Origin of the sequence: Pseudomonas sp. FW305-28, assembly GCF_017351395.1 — a bacterium.
Classification (GTDB): domain Bacteria; phylum Pseudomonadota; class Gammaproteobacteria; order Pseudomonadales; family Pseudomonadaceae; genus Aquipseudomonas; species Aquipseudomonas fluorescens_AA.
Window position 1 is genome coordinate 16200 of sequence record NZ_JACNDD010000018.1, and the last position, 16732, is coordinate 32931.

The following is a 16732-nucleotide window of genomic DNA, read 5'->3' on the forward strand; positions in this document are numbered from 1 at the left end:
GCTGATGAACAAACTGATCGTGAGTCTGCTGTTGACCTTGGGGATATCCGGCGTAGCCCACGCCGCTGGCGATGCCGCTGCCGGTCAGGCGAAAGCGGCCGTATGCGGGGCCTGCCACGGCCCGGATGGCAATAGCATGGCGCCCAACTTTCCGAAACTGGCGGGCCAGGGCGAGCGTTACCTGAACAAGCAACTGCACGACATCAAGTCCGGCAAGCGCACGGTGCTGGAAATGACCGGCCTGCTGACCAACCTGAGCGATCAGGACCTGGCGGACATCGCGGCCTATTTCGCCAGCCAGAAGGGCAGCGTCGGCGCCGCCGATCCAAAACTCGTGGCTCGCGGTGAAGCGCTGTTCCGCGGCGGCAACCTCGACAAAGGCTTGCCAGCCTGCACCGGTTGCCACTCCCCGGATGGCAAAGGCAACGCGGCTGCCGGTTTCCCACACCTGGGCGGCCAGCATGCCCAGTACGTCGGCAAGCAACTGGCCGACTTCCGTAAAGAAGAAGGCGGCCGGACCAACGATGGCGACACCAAGCCCATGCAGAGCATCGCCAAAAAGCTGAGCGACGAAGATATCGCGGCAGTCTCCGCCTACATTCAGGGCTTGCACTAAGGCCGTTGAGGGGGATACACCTCTTGCAACGTTAACGCTCGATTAATCTGTCGATGCGAGCATCAAAAGGGTGGCTTTGGCCGCCCTTTTTTGTGGCCGCTGCCGTTACACTAGAGAACTTGAACCCGCCACGGTCTGTCTTAGAAGCAGGTCTTGCGAGGCCCCCTCATTGTCCAGGAGTAAAGCATGCGTAATCTGATCATCAGCGCCGCGCTCGTCGCCGCCAGCCTGTTCGGCATGACTGCCCAAGCGGCTGAAAAGCCCGCCGCACCCTATGTCGAATTGACCAACCCCGTTGCGGTGGCAGCGCCTGGCAAGATCGAAGTCGTGGAGTTGTTCTGGTACGGCTGCCCGCATTGCTACGCGTTCGAACCGGTCATCAACCCATGGGTCGAGAAACTGCCGTCCGACGTTAACTTCGTTCGCATCCCCGCCATGTTCGGTGGCCCATGGGACGCTCACGGCCAGATGTTCCTGACCCTCGAAGCCATGGGCGTCGAGCACCAGGTTCACGCAGCCGTTTTCAACGCGATCCAGAAAGAACACAAGAAGCTGACCGACAAACAAGACATGGCCGATTTCCTGGCGACCCAAGGCGTGGACAAGGACAAGTTCCTGGCCACCTTCGACTCCTTTGCCATCCAGGGCCAGATCAAGAAGGCCCGTGACCTGGCGAAGAAATACGAGATCACGGGCGTGCCGACCATGATCGTCAACGGCAAATATCGCTTTGACATCGGCTCTGCCGGCGGGGCCGAACAAGCGCTGCAACTGGCCGACCAACTGATCGCCAAAGAGCGAGCGGCCACCAAGGCTGTCGCCAACTAAGCGCGGCCCACGCCCATGGCCCGCTGGAGTACCGAACGCATCGTTGGCCTGCATGAACCACGGGTCAACGAGCACCATGTCACGTCCACGGGCCTGCCTGGCGACAGCCGCTTGCGGCTGCTCAGCTTCAATATCCAGGTGGGCATCAGCACCGAACGCTACCGGCATTACCTGACCCGCGGCTGGCAGCATTTGCTGCCGCACACCGGGCGTGCCGGCAACCTGCAGAAAATCGGCGACCTGCTCAAGGACTTCGACCTGGTGGCCCTGCAAGAGGCCGACGGCGGGAGCCTGCGGTCAGGCTACGTCAATCAGGTGGAACACCTGGCCCAATTGGGCGCCTTCCCCTACTGGTATCAACAACTCAATCGCAACCTCGGACGTCTCGGCCAGCACAGCAATGGCGTGTTGAGTCGTTTGCGTCCCTGGGCGATCGAGGACCATCCGCTGCCAGGCCCCAAGGGGCGCGGGGCGATTCTTGCGCGTTTTGGCGAAGGTCCGGAAGCGCTGGTCGTGGTCATGATGCACCTGGCACTCGGGGCGCGTACCCGGACGATGCAGCTGGCGTACATTCGCGAGCTGATCGGCGGCTACAAGCACCAGATACTGATGGGCGACATGAACACCCACGCCACCGACCTGCTGCAGACCTCGCCCCTGCGCGATCTCGGTCTGCTCGCACCACAACTGGAAGCGACATTCCCCAGCTGGCGCCCCCAGCGCTGCCTGGACCATATCCTGTTGAGCCCGACCCTGACCCTCGAACGTGTCGAGGTGTTGGCCCAACCCATTTCCGATCACCTGCCGGTCGCGGTAGAAATTCGTTTGCCGGGTTCGCTCACGGCCGATGCATTCCCCGCGCTGAGTACTGCCCCTCGCGGATCCGATGAATGAGCGACGAAGCCGAACGCTGGAGAGAGAAATACCTCAAGAGTATCGAACAGCAGGAAAAGCTCGAGCGCCGTTGGGATGCTCGACTCGACTTGCTGCGTCGTGGCCTGGTGCGCAGCACCCTGGCCGCCGAGGGCACTGATCGGGTCGTCGACCAATGCATGAAAGAGATGCGCGAGGTGGTGCGCACCGATGACATGGACGCCGGCCTCGCCGCCCTGCTGCCGCGCCTGGAGAAAGCCGTACTCGATTCCGAGCAGCGCCGCGAAACCCGCATCGAGCAGATGAGCACCGCATTGACGGCCCTGGTGGCCCAGCTGCAAAGCCTGCCGCTGCCGAAGGAAGTCAGCCGGCCCCTGAAGAAATTTTCCAAGCAGTTGGAAGAGCGGGTCGGCCAGGCCCGGGAGATTCCGCTGCTGCTCAGCGAATTGAGCGGTTTGCAAGGCAAGGCACTGAGTGCCCTGGACGCCCCTGTCGAACCGAGCCGCCCCGGATTGCTGCAACGGCTGTTTGGTGGCCAAGGCCATGAGGAAGCGACGCCCCAGCCTCACGAGCCTGCCCAGGCCAGCGTGGCGCCTCTGGCAGACACGGCCCTGCCAGTCGTCGTTGAGCCGGCAGTTCACACAGCATCCGTCGCACCAGCACCAGCACCAGCACCAGCACCAGCAACCGTCCCGTCGGTAGCGGAGCAAGCTCCCACGCTGGAGGCAACGCCCGAACCGGTCGGCCAGGTTACCCCGCAGACCGAACCTGCGCCGACGTCCGCTCCGGCACCAGCCGCTGAAGTGGCTAAGCCGATCAGCGAGCCGGACGAAGCCGCCGAGCCCGCCCCCTTGCAGACGGTGGCCGCCGACGAACTCCCGGTAGCGACACCCGCCCTGGAAAATCCCGACGAGCTGATGTCCGAAGAGGTGTCACAGACCCTCCCCGACCCCTCGCCGCCTCCAGTTGAAGCCGAGCCTGACGAGCCTTTGGCCGCCGCCGATTTGGCTGATGCCCAATACGCCCTGCCCGATTCGCCGGAACCGTCCTACAGCTCGGTCGCCAAGCACATCGAAGACACTTTGCTGGGCCTGTTGGGCGACCTGACCTTACCCGAGCGTCATCGACCACAAGCCGAGGCCATGGGTGAGCGGTTGCGAAATGGCTTGAACTGGTACGAACTGCTGCCGATCCTCGATGATCTGGCGGTGTTGATGCTGGCCATCACCGACACCGGCCAGCATGAATTCGAAGCGTACCTGCAACGCCTCAATGATCGTCTCGAGTCCTTCCAGAGCAGCCTGCAGGCCGCCAGTGAAGACCACGCCGACAATCTGTCGGCCTCCCGGGAAATGGACACCCAGATTCGCGAACAGGTGGATGGCCTGCAAAGCAGCGTGCAACAAGCCGATGACTTGGAAGGCCTCAAGCAGGTGCTTGAGAATCACCTTGAAGGCTTGCTCGGGACAATGGACCAGCACCGCCGGCAACGTGATCAACGCGAGCAGGAAGTCTCGGCGCGCCTCAAAAGCCTGGCCGATCGCGTCGCGCTGATGGAGCAGGACGCCCAGGTCGTGCGGGAAAATCTCGAGGAACAGCGGCAGAAAGCGCTGGTCGATCCGCTCACCGGGTTGCCCAACCGCGCCGCCTGGTCCGAGCGTCTGGAGCATGAAGTCGTCCAGTGGCAGCAGCACGGCAACAGCTTGCTGCTGGCCATGCTCGATCTCGATCATTTCAAGCGCATCAATGACAACTACGGCCATCTGGCCGGTGACCGGGTGTTGAAGCTGATCGCCTCGGTCCTGCGCAAACGCCTGCGTGGCGGCGATTTCATTGCGCGTTTTGGTGGCGAGGAGTTTGTCCTGCTGGTGCCGGATACCCCCCTGGCGGCTGGCGCCAAGCTGGCCGAGGCGCTGCGTCTGGCCATCGAAGCCTGCCCGTTTCATTTCAAGGGCGAACCGGTGACGGTGACGGTATCGGTGGGCATGACGGCTTTCAAGCCAGGTGAACACAGCGATTTGGTGCTTAAAAGAGCCGATCAGGCGCTCTATCGGGCCAAAAATGCCGGACGCAACCGCGTGGAGCTGGGCTGAGGGCTAATTGTTCCAATTTGTTTAATATCGACCCGCGCACCGGATCATCGCGGGGCGATACGTTACACTGTTGCATTACTTCCAGCGCGTAATGCCCTCCGCCATGAAATTTTTCTCGCTCATTGTTTCTTTATTTATCCTTGCCGGCTGCACCAGCGGCCCTCGTTTCGATACCAGTCACCCCTCCGTCAACCATGACAACCGCATCCAATTCGTGGTGGTGCATTACACCTCGGCGTCCCTGGAGCGTTCACTGGCCCTGCTGACCCATGGCGAAGTCAGTGCCCACTACCTGATTGGCGACGATAAAGACGCGACCATCTACAAGCTGGTGGATGAAAGCCGGCGCGCCTGGCACGCCGGGGAAAGTGAATGGGAAGGCCGGACCTGGCTCAATTCCAGTTCCATCGGCATCGAAATCGTCAATCCGGGTTTCCTCGACACGCCCACCGGGCGCCTCTGGTATCCCTACAGCGAAGCTCAGGTCCAGGCCTTGACCGTCTTGCTCAAGGACATCATCCAGCGCAACGGGATCAGCCCGCGCAGCATCATCGGCCACAGCGACATCGCGCCCCTGCGCAAGCTCGATCCGGGGCCGCTGTTCCCCTGGAAGCGTCTGGCGCAAGCGGGCCTGGGTGTGTGGCCGGATGAACAGGCCGTCGCACGCCAGCAGGTTTTCTTCGCAACGCAGCTACCGCCTGCCAGTTGGTTCCAGGCCGAGCTGGCCCGTCTGGGCTACCCGACGCCCCAGACCGGCGAATGGGACGTGGCCACCCACCACGTGCTGGCCGCGTTTCAGATGCACTACCGGCCAACCCGCTTCGATGGCATGCCGGACCCGCAAAGCGCGGCGATTCTGCAGGTGCTCAACCAGACAAAATAATGACGCCCGTCCGACGAATCGGGCCAAATCCAAATCAGAAGCTATAACTCATTGGTAACTTTCGGATTACCCATGATGACGGCTGCCCGCGAAACCTTACAGAGCTGGCTCCATCGCCCCCTGTTCCTGGCGATGATGGCGGCTGCCCTGAGTACCTTCCTACTGCTGACGGGCAGTCTGTTCGTGGTCGTGCAGCAGATCCAGCAGCGTGAAAGCGACCAGATGAATGCCCAGGGCGAGCGCTTCCTGCAACGGCTGGAACAGCTTTTCGGGCAATTGCGGGAAAGCCTCGACGACCTGCAAAACCAGCCGTTGCGCGGCTGCGACGATGAGATGATCGCGACCTTGCGAGAGGTCAGCTTCAATTACCGTTTCGTTTATGAAGCGGTGTACATCGATGGCAGCGGCGTCTGTTCCAATCGTCCGCGCCAAAGCGGGCTGTCGGTGGCCCGTCCGCCCGATCTTCGAGGCCCGACCTACAGCTATTGGCTCAATACCACCACCGAACCCAACGAAGACCGCGCTGCGTTGATGCTGGGCCGTGGCAATTTCCGAGTCGCCACCTCCCGGGGGCATTTGGCCGACGTGGTCGACCTGCCACCGGGCAGCAGCCTGCTGGTGGTCCTGGATCATGGCACGCGGGCCATTCCCGTGTTGGGCACTCAACAATACTGGCCGCCCACAGAGCCTTGGCCACCGAAAAGCCAGAATGCCTTGCAGGTGACGCAGACCCGGCTGATTTATCGGATGCCCACCGACAGCCCGGAATATCAACTGGTGCTGATCGCCCAGCGCAACGGTTTCAAGATCCCGGCCAATGCCTGGTGGATGCTGCCCATCAGCCTGGTGCTGGGCCTGGGGATTGGTTTCCAGGTGTTTCTGCTGGCGCGCCATCGCCAGTCCATGGATGCTGAGCTGCACGGGGCCATCCGGCGCGGTGAATTGCAGGTGCTGTACCAGCCGATTTTCGACCTGGACAGTCGCAACTGCGTCGGTGCCGAAGCCTTGCTGCGCTGGCGACGACCGGACGGCACCCTGACCAGCCCGGACTTGTTTATCCCGATGGCCGAGAACACCGGGCAGATCCGCCAGATCACCGATTTCGTGCTGCAGCGGCTGTTCGATCAATTGGGCCAGCTGTTGCGGGCCAATCCGCAGCTGTATATCTCGGTGAACCTGGCGGCCTGCGATGTGATGGTGCCGCGTATTGGCGAAGTGATCGCTCGCCTGCTGGCGTTGCATCGGGTCTCGGCGCGCCAGATCGCCTTCGAAGTGACCGAGCGCGGGCTGATCGACGTGTTGGTTGCCCGGGATAACCTGCAATCGCTGCGCGACGTCGGGCATCAGGTGCTGATCGACGATTTTGGCACGGGTTATTGCAGCCTGGCCTACCTGCAAACCCTGCCGGTGGACTGCCTGAAAATCGACAAGGCCTTCATCGACGCCTTGGGCCACGATGCCGCTAGCAGCGGCGTGGCCCCGCACATCATCCGCATGGCCCACGCGCTGCAGCTCAAGGTGATCGCCGAAGGCATCGAGCATGAAGCCCAGGCCTCTTATTTGAGCAGCGAAGGGGTGAGGTTCGGCCAGGGCTGGCTGTTCGCCCATGCCCTCAGCGCGGTCCAACTCATCGAATTGATTACCCGTGGCCGACGCCTGCGTGGGCGTCGCCTTGATGATGAAGCCTAGGTTTCCCAGGCCTTGCGCTCAGACTGACAGCGCCATGTAGAACTGCGTGCCCTGCCCCGGCCTTGAATAAACGCCCATGCGGCCACCGTGGAGCTGGACGATCTCCTTGCACAGGGCCAGACCGAGGCCGGCGCCACCCTTCTTGCGTCCGACCTGGACGAAAGGCTCGAAGATCCTTCCCTGTTGGCCGTAGGCAATGCCTTCGCCGTTGTCTTCGACACTGATGATCACCCGCTCGCCGTGGCGTCGGGCCTGCAAGCGGATCTGGCCGTCTTCGCCGGTATGGCGCATGGCGTTGTCGATCAGGTTATCGAGCACCCGATCCAGTTGCGCAGCGTCGGCATGCAGCCGTGGCAATGGGCCCTGGATCGCCACGAGCAGCTCGATACCCTTGGCTTGGGCCTGTTCGGCGAACCGTAGGCGGGCCTCTTCCAACAGGTCGTCGATGGAACAAGGCGCCAGGGTCAGCTTTTGCAGGCCGTTCTGGTAGCGAGAGAAATTCAGCAGGTCGTTGATCAGTTGCATCAGCCGCTGCATTTCTTCCGTGACGGTGTTGAGCAGGTCCGCCTCGCGGGACTCCGGCGGGAAGTGCAGGCGCTCCTGCAACAGGCCGAATGCCATGTGCATGCCCGTCACCGGCGTGCGCAGCTCATGGGAGGCTCGCAGGACGAACTCGCTGCGCACCCGTTCGAAGGCGCGCTGTTCGGTGACGTCATGCAGCACCATGACCGCGCCGAGGATGTGGCCCTGGGTGTGGCTGACCGGCGTGAGGCTGTAGGTCAGCACCCGCGACTCGCCATCGACCTCGATGGTCAGGTCTTCCGGCGCCCGCTCCAGGGTTCCACCGCGCAGCACCAGGTGCAATTCTTCATCCAGTTCCAGGCGTCCCAGCGCCTCGCCGAGCCCTTGGCCCAGGCGCGCCTCATCCCAGCCCAATTGACGCTGGGCCACCGGGTTGAGGTGCTCCAACTGGCCTTGGCGATCGATCATCAGCAAGCCGTCGTCGATACTGTCGAGCACCGCTTGCAAACGCTGCTGGCCGGCGAGCAGTTCATCGACATTGGTGGCCTGATGTTCGCGCAGTGCCTGGGCCATGACGCCGAAACGACGGGTCAGCAAATTCAACTCGGCGGCGGAAGAAACGGGCAGCGTGACCTCGAAATTGCCCTGGCCGATGTCATCCGCCGCCGCGGCCAGCGCCTCGATCGGTGCGCCGAAACGCCGGGCAAGGCCATGGGCCGTGATAAAACCGATGACCAGGACCGCAAACCCCACCAGCCCCAGCAGCCCGGAAATCCACAAGGCGCGTTCGCGTGCGCGGTCCTGGGTTTCACCGATCTTGGTCAGGGCCTGGCGATAACCTTCGATCAGTCCATTGCGCAGCACGTTGAATTTTTCGGTGAGGTCCTTGATGCCCGTGAGCTGTCTCGGTTGCTGGCGAGACGCGCTGAAGGCCTCGAGAAATTCAACGTAGTCGGCCTTGGCCCTGCTGAAGCTGGCGGCCGTGTTGTCCAGCTTTCTTTCGTGGGCGATCCCTTGGTCGATCAACGCCAGGTATTGCCGCTCGGATGCCTCCAGAGCGGCCAGGTCGGGGTTGTCGTCGAGCATGATGATCAACTGATCGCCGAGGGTCTGGCGCAGCTTGAGACCCAGGTCCAACAGGATGAAGTTGTCGCGTACCGATTGTTCCTGGGTATTGGCCATTTGCATGACGCTGACCAAGCCAAGCACCAATCCCAGCAATGCCACGGTGATCAGGGCCGAGATACTGAGAAACAGCCGTGTGCGCAGCTTCATCGCCAGTTTCATAAGGTGTCGCTCACAGGTTGTACTGCTTGCGTTTGCGATACAGCGTGGAGGCATCGATACCCAGGGTCTTGGCCGCCTGATCGAGGGTATCAGCCGTGGCCAGCACCGCCCCGATGTGGGCTTTTTCCAACTCGTCGAGGCTCAGTGCGGCACCGATGCGCGGTGCATTGTTGACTGGCTGCTCGGCCATGCCCAGGTGACTGATTTCGACTTTTTCCTGCGGGCAGATGATGCTGGCGCGCTCGACCACGTTGCGCAGTTCACGGATGTTGCCGGGCCATCGGTAACCTAGCAGCGCTTCGCGAGCCTCGTCGCTGAAGCCCCGGGCCGGGCGCGCATATTCCTTGACGAAGCGGGCCAGGAAGCGGTCGGCCAGGGTCAGGATGTCTTCGGCGCGCTCACGCAACGGTGGCAGATGCAGGGTGATGACGTTCAGGCGATACAGCAGGTCTTCGCGAAAGCGCCCGTCGCGCACCATGTCCTCGAGGTTGAGGTTGGTGGCGGCGAGAATCCGCACGTCGGCGCGGCGGGTGACTGGGTCCCCTACCCGCTCATATTCCTTGTCCTGGATGAACCGCAACAACTTGGGCTGCAACGTCAGGGGAAAATCGCCGATCTCGTCGAGAAACAGCGTACCGCCGTCGGCCTGGTTGACCCGTCCCAGGGTACTTTCGCTGGCGCCGGTGAAGGCCCCACGGCTGTGGCCGAACAATTCGCTTTCCATCAACTCGGCGGTCAGCGACGGGCAATTGATGGTGACGCAGGATTTTTTCGCCCGCTTGCTCCAGCCATGGATCGCCCGGGCCAGCTCACCTTTACCGGTACCGGATTCGCCGAGGATCAGGATGTTGGCGTCGGTGCTGGCGACCTGGCGGGCGGTCTCCAGGACGACTTTCATCGCCGGGCTGTGGGAATCGAGGCCGTCCTTGGGCTTGCGCACTTCCCCTTCCAGGGCTTCGAGCCTTGCCGACAGCTGGCGCACTTCCAACTGCTTGGCGGTGGCCAGGCGCAGTTGATCCGGGCTGCAAGGCTTGACCAGGTAGTCGGCGGCCCCGGCCTGGATCGCATCGACTGCGGTGTCGACGGCCGAGTGGGCGGTGACGATGACAACCCGCATCCAGGGCGCCTGGATACGCATTTGTGCCAGGACATCCAGGCCGTTGTCCTCCCCCAGGCGCAGGTCGAGAAAACACAGGTCGAACACCTGGCGTTGCAGGAGTGTGTCGGCCTGGGCGGCGCTGTTGGCGGTGGCGACGGTATAGCCTTCGTCTTCCAGGCAGTAACGGAACGTACGCAGGATGGCGGACTCATCGTCTACCAGCAGAATGCGGCCTTGGTGCTCAGTGGCGGATTCCATTTTCCTACGCTCCTTAATGAATGATGTTGGTTAGTGTCAGAAAAATCGGGCAAGTTGCATGGTCGATTCTGAGGGGATATTACCCATCGAACCTGCCTCTGTAGACGTCTGACTCCTAAAAGACTGATTTGAGTTCCTTTTTTTATGATTCTTACGGTGCGGACGGTTCGCATCGCTGATTCCGACGGCTGCGTCTGACAGGAAATTCCAAAACAACCTTACGCCTTTTCCTTTCCATTCGTGCAATACGCACGACGTGCGCATGGGCCATCGTGCAGGATGCGTTCCCCATGTCTCGCAATCATTTATTAACTATTTGATTTTAAAGGGGTTTATCTCTTAAAAAATCCTGGCACGCCGGCTGCAATGCTCTGGTCAACGTGGCGTAAGAGCGCCTCAACCAGATCACCACACCCGGGTGGGAGGAATTTCAGGATGAATCGTCAATGTGCCGCGCAGTTTCGACTCTCTTCCTTGAACATCCAGCAGGGCTTATGGGCTGCCCTGGCATTGCTGGTCACGCTCGTGATCGGCCAGCAATGGCTGCTTTGGCACGAACGTCAACAGCCAGAGGCGCCACAGGTCTCCATTTCCCGTGCCCCACAAACCCATTTCACCGCCGTCAGCGTCGCAGAAGCTTCCGCTTCCATGCGCATGATGGATGTCGATCAGGCTCAGCCAGTGACCGACATGCCGCGTGAAGAGCGCTGGGTGTTTTAACCCGATGTACCGGTCGTCCACTGTGCCGGAACCATCACCGCGAGACCCTCACTAAATAGAAAAGCGTAAGGAGAATCACCATGTTGAGCTGGGCAATTACCTTCCTGATCATTGCCATCATCGCCGCCGTACTGGGCTTCGGTGGTATCGCAGGCACCGCCACGGGCATCGCCAAGATTCTCTTTGTCGTGTTCCTGGTGATGTTTATCGCTTCCTTCTTCTTTGGCCGTCGTGGCCGAGGCTGACCATGAGCGTTTCATTCAAAGGACTGGCCGCCGCCCTGTTGTTGGGCGGCAGTGCCGTGGCAATGGCTGCCAATGACGGACAGATGCGCGCCAACCAGTTGCTGGAGGCGGACCCGCAATACCGCGAGACTTGGCAGCATGTCGTCAAAAAAGAAGAACGCCTGCCCGAATGGGTGATGAACCTGTCAGGCGATTCGGAACAGATGAATGCTGTCGAGGAGGACGGCGACAAGTACTTGGTGGGACCGCTGTGTGAAACCCAGGCCACGTGTCGCAGCAAGCGCCTGATCGTCGCCTTCAGTTTCGACAAGGACGAGGCCTACGCCATGTTGGTGGAAGTCCCTGCCGGACTGCCGGCCGACAAGTCGCCGACCCGTCATGCCGACTACCGTTTTCTCGGTAATCCCGATGACGGTATGCAAAAACTGTTAATGGAACAACTCAAGAAAGATCCGAACTGGTACTGATTCTGAAATGGAAAAAGCAGCCCTGTTTTTTCCTGTTGCACAGCCCGAGGAGGGCCAGTGCATGACCAAGGGGCTGGGACGTTCTGGCGGATGTGCGTCGGAGTGACCTACGGGCACAAGGGGTGCCTGCGAAAGGGCCGGGTCAGGTAAAAAGCTGTGACGCAAGTTCGCAAAGCCCTCCCGGCTTGGCGAACTTGCGTAGAGCTTCGTGTCGCACCCTGCGTGGGCCAGAGCGGTTGCTCGATTCTGGCGTCGCAAGCAGGCCGCGATGCGGCATTTTGTCTCCTCTCGCCAATTTATTACCCTTTCCCTGACCGTATATCGGAGAATAGCGAGACGATTTCTCTCGTGGATCGCGTCTCGACCCGTTGCCGTTTCATCGAATCCTCACGCTTGGAAGAAAAAGCCCAGCTACGCTGAAATGGCCGGTTCACGGCACTTATGCCTGCAAAAATGTCGCATTCGAACCGCTTGTAATGCGGGTTTCGTTTGGAAATTCTCATGCCGATTCGGCATGGGGTAGGCGTTTACGGCATTAGACGAGCCCCCCTGGCATCGCAATAGTTGCGCCTTTTTTCGCCTGCCAGTAAGCCGCTAATGCGCTCGGGGTGACCTTATACGGGGGCAGTGGCGCGAACGTTTTTCGTCATCGACGAGCCGTTCGTGCCACTGCCCGAGTCCAACTGAAGTAAGGGTAACGATATGAAGAAGGCACGACTAAGCCTCGCCTGGCAGATCCTCATCGGTCTGGTGCTCGGGATTGCATTGGGCGCGCTGCTCAACCATTTCAGTGCCGAAAAGGCCTGGTGGATCAGCAATGTGCTGCAACCGGCGGGCGACATCTTTATCCGTCTGATCAAGATGATCGTGATCCCGATCGTGATTTCCTCGCTGATCGTCGGCATTGCCGGGGTCGGTGATGCCAAGAAGCTCGGGCGTATCGGCCTCAAGACCATCCTTTACTTTGAAATCGTCACCACCATCGCCATCGTCGTCGGCCTGCTATTGGCCAACTTCTTCCAGCCGGGCAGCGGCATCGACATGAGCACCCTGGGCACGGTGGACATTTCCAAGTACCAGGCCACCGCCGCTGAAGTCCAGCATGAGCATGCGTTCATCGAGACCATTCTCAACCTGATCCCGTCGAACATCTTCGCAGCGGTCGCCCGCGGCGAGATGCTGCCGATCATCTTCTTCTCCGTATTGTTCGGCCTGGGTCTGTCCAGCCTGCAATCGGACCTGCGCGAACCGCTGGTGAAGATGTTCCAGGGCGTGTCGGAAAGCATGTTCAAGGTCACCCACATGATCATGCAATACGCGCCGATCGGTGTGTTCGCCTTGATCGCGGTGACGGTTGCCAACTTCGGCTTCGCATCCCTGCTGCCGCTGGCGAAACTGGTGATCCTGGTTTATGTCGCTATCGCCTTCTTCGCCTTCGTGGTGCTGGGTCTGATCGCCCGTCTGTTCGGCTTCTCGGTGCTCAAGCTGATGCGCATCTTCAAGGATGAACTGGTGCTGGCCTACTCCACCGCCAGCTCCGAAACCGTGTTGCCGCGGGTGATCGAGAAGATGGAAGCCTACGGCGCGCCGAAGGCCATTTGCAGTTTCGTGGTGCCCACCGGTTATTCGTTCAACCTCGACGGTTCGACGCTGTACCAGAGCATCGCGGCGATCTTCATTGCCCAGTTGTACGGCATCGACCTGTCCATCAGCCAGCAATTGCTGCTGGTGCTGACCCTGATGGTCACCTCCAAAGGCATCGCCGGCGTACCGGGCGTGTCGTTCGTGGTGCTGCTGGCCACCCTGGGCAGCGTGGGCATTCCCCTGGAAGGCCTGGCCTTCATCGCCGGTGTCGACCGCATCATGGACATGGCCCGTACCGCGCTGAACGTCATCGGCAACGCCCTGGCCGTGCTGGTCATCGCCCGTTGGGAAGGCATGTACGACGATGCCAAGGGCCAGCGCTACTGGAACTCCCTGCCGCACTGGCGCAGCAAGGAGCCGCTGCCGGCGGGGGAACCTTCCAGCCATTGAGATCCATTGTGGGAGTTTGGGCCAGCAGCCAAGTGCCTGAACAACCCCGGCCATTGTGGGAGCCGAGCTTGCTCGCGATTGCGGTGTGTCAGCCAACATCAATGCTGACTGATCCGACGCTATCGCGAGCAAGCTCGGCTCCCACAGGAATTTTTGTCAGGCGCAAAGATTCTGAACAACCCCGGCTCCCACAGGATCTGCCATAGGACTTCTGTCAGTCCCCGCGCAGTGCCAAGCAAACCCCGGAGAAATCCGGGGTTTGTCGTTTCTGCCAGCCCCGCTATCATTCGCCGCATCTTCCGGGGGATTTAACCGATGCTCAATGGCCTGTGGCTTGGCTTCTTTATCGTGGCAGCCGTGTCGGCGCTGGCGCAGTGGCTGATCGGTGGCAACGCCGGGATCTTCGCGGCCATGGTGGAAAGTATTTTCGCCATGGCCAAGCTGTCGGTGGAGGTCATGGTCCTGCTGTTCGGCACCCTGACCCTCTGGCTGGGCTTCCTGCGCATCGCCGAAAAGGCCGGCATCGTCGACTGGCTGGCCAAGGCCCTCGGCCCGCTGTTCTTGCGCTTGATGCCGGAAGTGCCGGCCGGCCATCCGGCGATCGGCCTGATCACCCTCAACTTCGCCGCCAACGGCCTGGGGCTGGACAACGCGGCCACCCCCATCGGCCTCAAGGCCATGCGTGCCCTGCAAGACCTCAACCCCAGCCCGACCATCGCCAGCAATGCGCAGATTCTGTTCCTGGTGCTCAACGCCTCGTCGTTGACGCTGCTGCCGGTGACCATCTTCATGTACCGCGCCCAGCAAGGCGCGCCGGACCCGACCCTGGTGTTCCTGCCAATCCTGATCGCCACCAGCGGCTCGACCCTGATGGGGTTGTTGTCCGTGGCATTCATGCAGCGCCTGCGCCTCTGGGACCCGGTGGTGCTGGCCTACCTGATCCCGGGGGCGTTGCTGCTGGGCGGCTTCATGGCGTTGCTGGCGACGCTCTCGGCCACGGCCCTGGCGGGGTTGTCATCGATCCTCGGCAATCTGACCCTGTTCGGCCTGATCATTATGTTTCTGGTGGTAGGCGCGCTGCGCAAGGTCAAGGTGTACGAGGCCTTCATCGAAGGCGCGAAAGAAGGGTTCGACGTTGCCAAGAACCTGTTGCCGTACCTGGTGGCGATGCTTTGCGCCGTCGGCGTGCTGCGAGCGTCGGGGGCGCTGGATTTCGGCCTGGACGGCATCCGCCACCTGGTGCAATGGGCCGGCTGGGATACGCGGTTCGTCGATGCCTTGCCGACCGCCATGGTCAAGCCGTTCTCCGGCAGCGCCGCCCGGGCGATGCTGATCGAGACCATGAAGACCTCCGGCGTGGACAGCTTCCCGGCCCTGGTAGCGGCGACTATCCAGGGCAGCACCGAGACCACGTTCTACGTGCTGGCGGTGTACTTCGGCGCCGTCGGCATCCAGCGGGCGCGCCACGCCGTGGGTTGCGCGCTGTTGGCCGAACTGGCGGGCGTCCTGTCGGCGATCGGGGTCTGCTACTGGTTCTTTGGCTGAGGCCGTCAGGGGGCCGGCGTGGCGAAACGCTGGCCCTGCTCCAACGTCCAGTTCACCACCTCGGCGGTCAGCCGGTCGCTGGCCCGGCCGAAGCCGTCCACCACCGCTGGCACCTTCACGTCGTTCAATGGCTGGCGCACTTCGAAACGGCGGCTGGCCAGGATGCGCTGGTCGAATCCTCGCACCAGCAACGCGTCCAGGCGGACCACCACGCTGGCGGCGCTGCCCTGGTACTCGGTCTGGAACGCCTGCAATTGCCCGCCCAGCTCCAGGTCTGCTTGCAGGTTGCTGTCAGCGACACTCAACAGCCGGACCCGCCCGTCCTGGGCAAAGCCGTCGAGCAAGCGGTTGCGCACCAATACCGGGGCGGGGTCGCTCCAGCGCGAGGCGGCGTAGCTGCTGAACAGGTTGCCTTGGGGAATGACCGCGATTTTCGGGCTGTTGAGCACTTCGCTGGCCTGCGGGCTGGCCAGGCGCAACGACCAGCTCACCGGCGTGCCGGCGGAGGCCGGTGCCTGGGCGGCGGGCAGGCGATAGATGTCCGAAGGCTCGGCCTTGGGCAGGATCGAACAACCGGCCAACAGGATAAACCCCGCCAGCACCAGGCCCGGACAGACGAATCGATGGAACGGTTTCATGGCGTGAATTCCTTGTCCTTGTCATTGCCCAGCAAATAGCCGCTGGGGTTGGCATCCAGGCGTCGGGATATACCGCGCAGGGCACTCAGGGTTTCGCGCAGCTCGCGCACGGCTGGCGCCAGGGAATTGAGGCCCTGCATGCCGTTGTTCAGCGAATCGCGGTTGTCGTTCAGCAGTTTGTCGAGGGTCGCGGTGCTGCGGGCCAGAGAATCCATGGCCTGGCCGGCACTGCCGAAGGCCTGTTTGCCCTGGTCGTTGAGCAGCCCATTGGCATTGCGCATCAACGCCGTGGTCTGTTCCAGCGTGGCGCTGGCCTGTTTGCCGACGGCCGCCAATTGCTGCATGGCCTGGCGAATATCGCCACGCTGATCGGCGATGACCCCGGTGGTTTGCTCCAGATGATCGAGGGTATTGCTCAGGCGCTGGACGTTGTCCGAGGAAAACACTTCATTGGCGTTGTGCAGCAGCAGGTTGATGCTGGTCATCAAGTCATCGCTGTTGTTCAACAGGCGGGCGATCGGCGAGGGCGCGGCGATGATCACCGGCGGTTCGCCGTCGTGCCCGGTCAATGGCGGGCTCTGGGGCGTGCCGCCGCTGAGCTGGATGATCGAGGTGCCGGTGATGCCGGTCAGCGCCAGCTTGGCCTGGGTGTCTTGCTTGATCGGGGTCTCACCGCTCAAGCGCACCCGCGCCAGCACCCGACGCGGGTCGTTCGGGTCCAGGCGCAGGTTCACCACGTCGCCGACCTTGATGCCGCTGTATTCCACCGAGCTGCCCCTGGACAAGCCGCTGACGGCCTCGTTGAACACCACTTCGTAATCCTTGAACTCGCTGTCCACGCTGGACTTGGCCAGCCAGAGGCCGAACAGCAGGGCGCTGACCACCACAATGACGGTGAACAGGCCGATCAGCACATGATGGGCTCGGGTTTCCAT

At 61.7% G+C, this 16732-nt stretch carries 15 protein-coding genes; 11 read left to right on the plus strand and 4 right to left on the minus strand.

Annotated features, from left to right (window positions below; genetic code table 11):
* Window positions 1-4: 4 nt before the first annotated feature.
* The 6 genes from J4E53_RS06565 (at window position 5) to J4E53_RS06590 (ending at window position 6982) form a co-directional block, all read left to right on the plus strand.
* The gene (locus tag J4E53_RS06565) at window positions 5-616 is read left to right on the plus strand and encodes a cytochrome c (protein ID WP_060739880.1); all 612 of its coding nucleotides are present in this window, start codon (window positions 5-7) and stop codon (window positions 614-616) included.
* A 186-nt stretch (window positions 617-802) separates the two neighbouring features.
* Window positions 803-1444, plus strand: coding sequence for a thiol:disulfide interchange protein DsbA/DsbL (locus J4E53_RS06570; RefSeq protein ID WP_060739879.1), 642 nt, complete (start codon window positions 803-805; stop codon window positions 1442-1444).
* A 15-nt stretch (window positions 1445-1459) separates the two neighbouring features.
* Complete coding sequence (locus J4E53_RS06575) at window positions 1460-2338, plus strand: endonuclease/exonuclease/phosphatase family protein (RefSeq protein WP_060739878.1); 879 nt, start codon at window positions 1460-1462, stop codon at window positions 2336-2338.
* The gene (locus J4E53_RS06580; RefSeq protein WP_103308619.1) at window positions 2335-4410 is read left to right on the plus strand and encodes a GGDEF domain-containing protein; all 2076 of its coding nucleotides are present in this window, start codon (window positions 2335-2337) and stop codon (window positions 4408-4410) included. Before J4E53_RS06575 ends, J4E53_RS06580 begins: the two co-directional genes overlap by 4 nt.
* 103 nt (window positions 4411-4513) lie before the next feature.
* Window positions 4514-5293 (plus strand): N-acetylmuramoyl-L-alanine amidase, encoded by a 780-nt coding sequence (locus J4E53_RS06585; protein WP_060739876.1) that lies wholly within the window; start codon window positions 4514-4516, stop codon window positions 5291-5293.
* Between the two features lie 75 nt (window positions 5294-5368).
* On the plus strand, window positions 5369-6982 hold the full coding sequence (locus J4E53_RS06590; RefSeq protein WP_103308620.1) for an EAL domain-containing protein: 1614 nt from the start codon (window positions 5369-5371) through the stop codon (window positions 6980-6982).
* An 18-nt stretch (window positions 6983-7000) separates the two neighbouring features.
* Here J4E53_RS06590 and J4E53_RS06595 read toward each other — a convergent pair whose 3' ends face one another.
* Both J4E53_RS06595 and algB read right to left on the minus strand, forming a co-directional pair.
* On the minus strand, window positions 7001-8791 hold the full coding sequence (locus tag J4E53_RS06595; RefSeq protein WP_103308618.1) for an ATP-binding protein: 1791 nt from the start codon (window positions 8789-8791) through the stop codon (window positions 7001-7003).
* Between the two features lie 10 nt (window positions 8792-8801).
* Complete coding sequence (gene algB / locus J4E53_RS06600; protein ID WP_053126909.1) at window positions 8802-10148, minus strand: sigma-54-dependent response regulator transcription factor AlgB; 1347 nt, start codon at window positions 10146-10148, stop codon at window positions 8802-8804.
* Between the two features lie 435 nt (window positions 10149-10583).
* On the opposite strand from algB, the gene J4E53_RS06605 reads away from it, so the two are divergent.
* The 5 genes from J4E53_RS06605 (at window position 10584) to J4E53_RS06625 (ending at window position 15159) form a co-directional block, all read left to right on the plus strand.
* Window positions 10584-10868, plus strand: a complete 285-nt coding sequence (locus J4E53_RS06605; protein ID WP_060739874.1) for a hypothetical protein — start codon at window positions 10584-10586, stop codon at window positions 10866-10868.
* An 80-nt stretch (window positions 10869-10948) separates the two neighbouring features.
* On the plus strand, window positions 10949-11113 hold the full coding sequence (locus tag J4E53_RS06610) for a DUF1328 domain-containing protein (protein ID WP_003177151.1): 165 nt from the start codon (window positions 10949-10951) through the stop codon (window positions 11111-11113).
* Between the two features lie 2 nt (window positions 11114-11115).
* Window positions 11116-11580 (plus strand): inhibitor of vertebrate lysozyme family protein, encoded by a 465-nt coding sequence (locus J4E53_RS06615; protein WP_103308617.1) that lies wholly within the window; start codon window positions 11116-11118, stop codon window positions 11578-11580.
* A gap of 702 nt (window positions 11581-12282) precedes the next feature.
* Window positions 12283-13614, plus strand: a complete 1332-nt coding sequence (gene gltP, locus J4E53_RS06620; RefSeq protein ID WP_060739872.1) for a glutamate/aspartate:proton symporter GltP — start codon at window positions 12283-12285, stop codon at window positions 13612-13614.
* Window positions 13615-13929: 315 nt separating this feature from the next.
* The gene (locus J4E53_RS06625; protein ID WP_060739871.1) at window positions 13930-15159 is read left to right on the plus strand and encodes a nucleoside recognition domain-containing protein; all 1230 of its coding nucleotides are present in this window, start codon (window positions 13930-13932) and stop codon (window positions 15157-15159) included.
* A 5-nt stretch (window positions 15160-15164) separates the two neighbouring features.
* Here J4E53_RS06625 and J4E53_RS06630 read toward each other — a convergent pair whose 3' ends face one another.
* Both J4E53_RS06630 and J4E53_RS06635 read right to left on the minus strand, forming a co-directional pair.
* Window positions 15165-15797 carry an ABC-type transport auxiliary lipoprotein family protein gene (locus tag J4E53_RS06630; protein ID WP_060739870.1) on the minus strand — a complete coding sequence of 211 codons (633 nt, stop codon included), beginning with the start codon at window positions 15795-15797 and terminating at the stop codon, window positions 15165-15167.
* A complete protein-coding gene (locus J4E53_RS06635; protein WP_103308616.1) occupies window positions 15794-16732 on the minus strand; it encodes an MlaD family protein in 939 nt (312 codons plus the stop codon). Before J4E53_RS06635 ends, J4E53_RS06630 begins: the two co-directional genes overlap by 4 nt.

Coding starts and splice junctions, on each gene's coding strand:
- J4E53_RS06570 (WP_060739879.1), top strand. CDS start 803: ATGCGTAATCTGATCATCAGCGCCGCGCTCGTCGCCGCCAGCCTGTTC.
- J4E53_RS06585 (WP_060739876.1), top strand. CDS start 4,514: ATGAAATTTTTCTCGCTCATTGTTTCTTTATTTATCCTTGCCGGCTGC.
- algB (WP_053126909.1), bottom strand. CDS start 10,148: ATGGAATCCGCCACTGAGCACCAAGGCCGCATTCTGCTGGTAGACGAT.
- J4E53_RS06595 (WP_103308618.1), bottom strand. CDS start 8,791: ATGAAACTGGCGATGAAGCTGCGCACACGGCTGTTTCTCAGTATCTCG.
- J4E53_RS06630 (WP_060739870.1), bottom strand. CDS start 15,797: ATGAAACCGTTCCATCGATTCGTCTGTCCGGGCCTGGTGCTGGCGGGG.
- J4E53_RS06625 (WP_060739871.1), top strand. CDS start 13,930: ATGCTCAATGGCCTGTGGCTTGGCTTCTTTATCGTGGCAGCCGTGTCG.
- J4E53_RS06575 (WP_060739878.1), top strand. CDS start 1,460: ATGGCCCGCTGGAGTACCGAACGCATCGTTGGCCTGCATGAACCACGG.
- J4E53_RS06610 (WP_003177151.1), top strand. CDS start 10,949: ATGTTGAGCTGGGCAATTACCTTCCTGATCATTGCCATCATCGCCGCC.
- J4E53_RS06590 (WP_103308620.1), top strand. CDS start 5,369: ATGACGGCTGCCCGCGAAACCTTACAGAGCTGGCTCCATCGCCCCCTG.
- J4E53_RS06580 (WP_103308619.1), top strand. CDS start 2,335: ATGAGCGACGAAGCCGAACGCTGGAGAGAGAAATACCTCAAGAGTATC.
- J4E53_RS06565 (WP_060739880.1), top strand. CDS start 5: ATGAACAAACTGATCGTGAGTCTGCTGTTGACCTTGGGGATATCCGGC.
- J4E53_RS06605 (WP_060739874.1), top strand. CDS start 10,584: ATGAATCGTCAATGTGCCGCGCAGTTTCGACTCTCTTCCTTGAACATC.
- gltP (WP_060739872.1), top strand. CDS start 12,283: ATGAAGAAGGCACGACTAAGCCTCGCCTGGCAGATCCTCATCGGTCTG.
- J4E53_RS06635 (WP_103308616.1), bottom strand. CDS start 16,732: ATGGAAACCCGAGCCCATCATGTGCTGATCGGCCTGTTCACCGTCATT.
- J4E53_RS06615 (WP_103308617.1), top strand. CDS start 11,116: ATGAGCGTTTCATTCAAAGGACTGGCCGCCGCCCTGTTGTTGGGCGGC.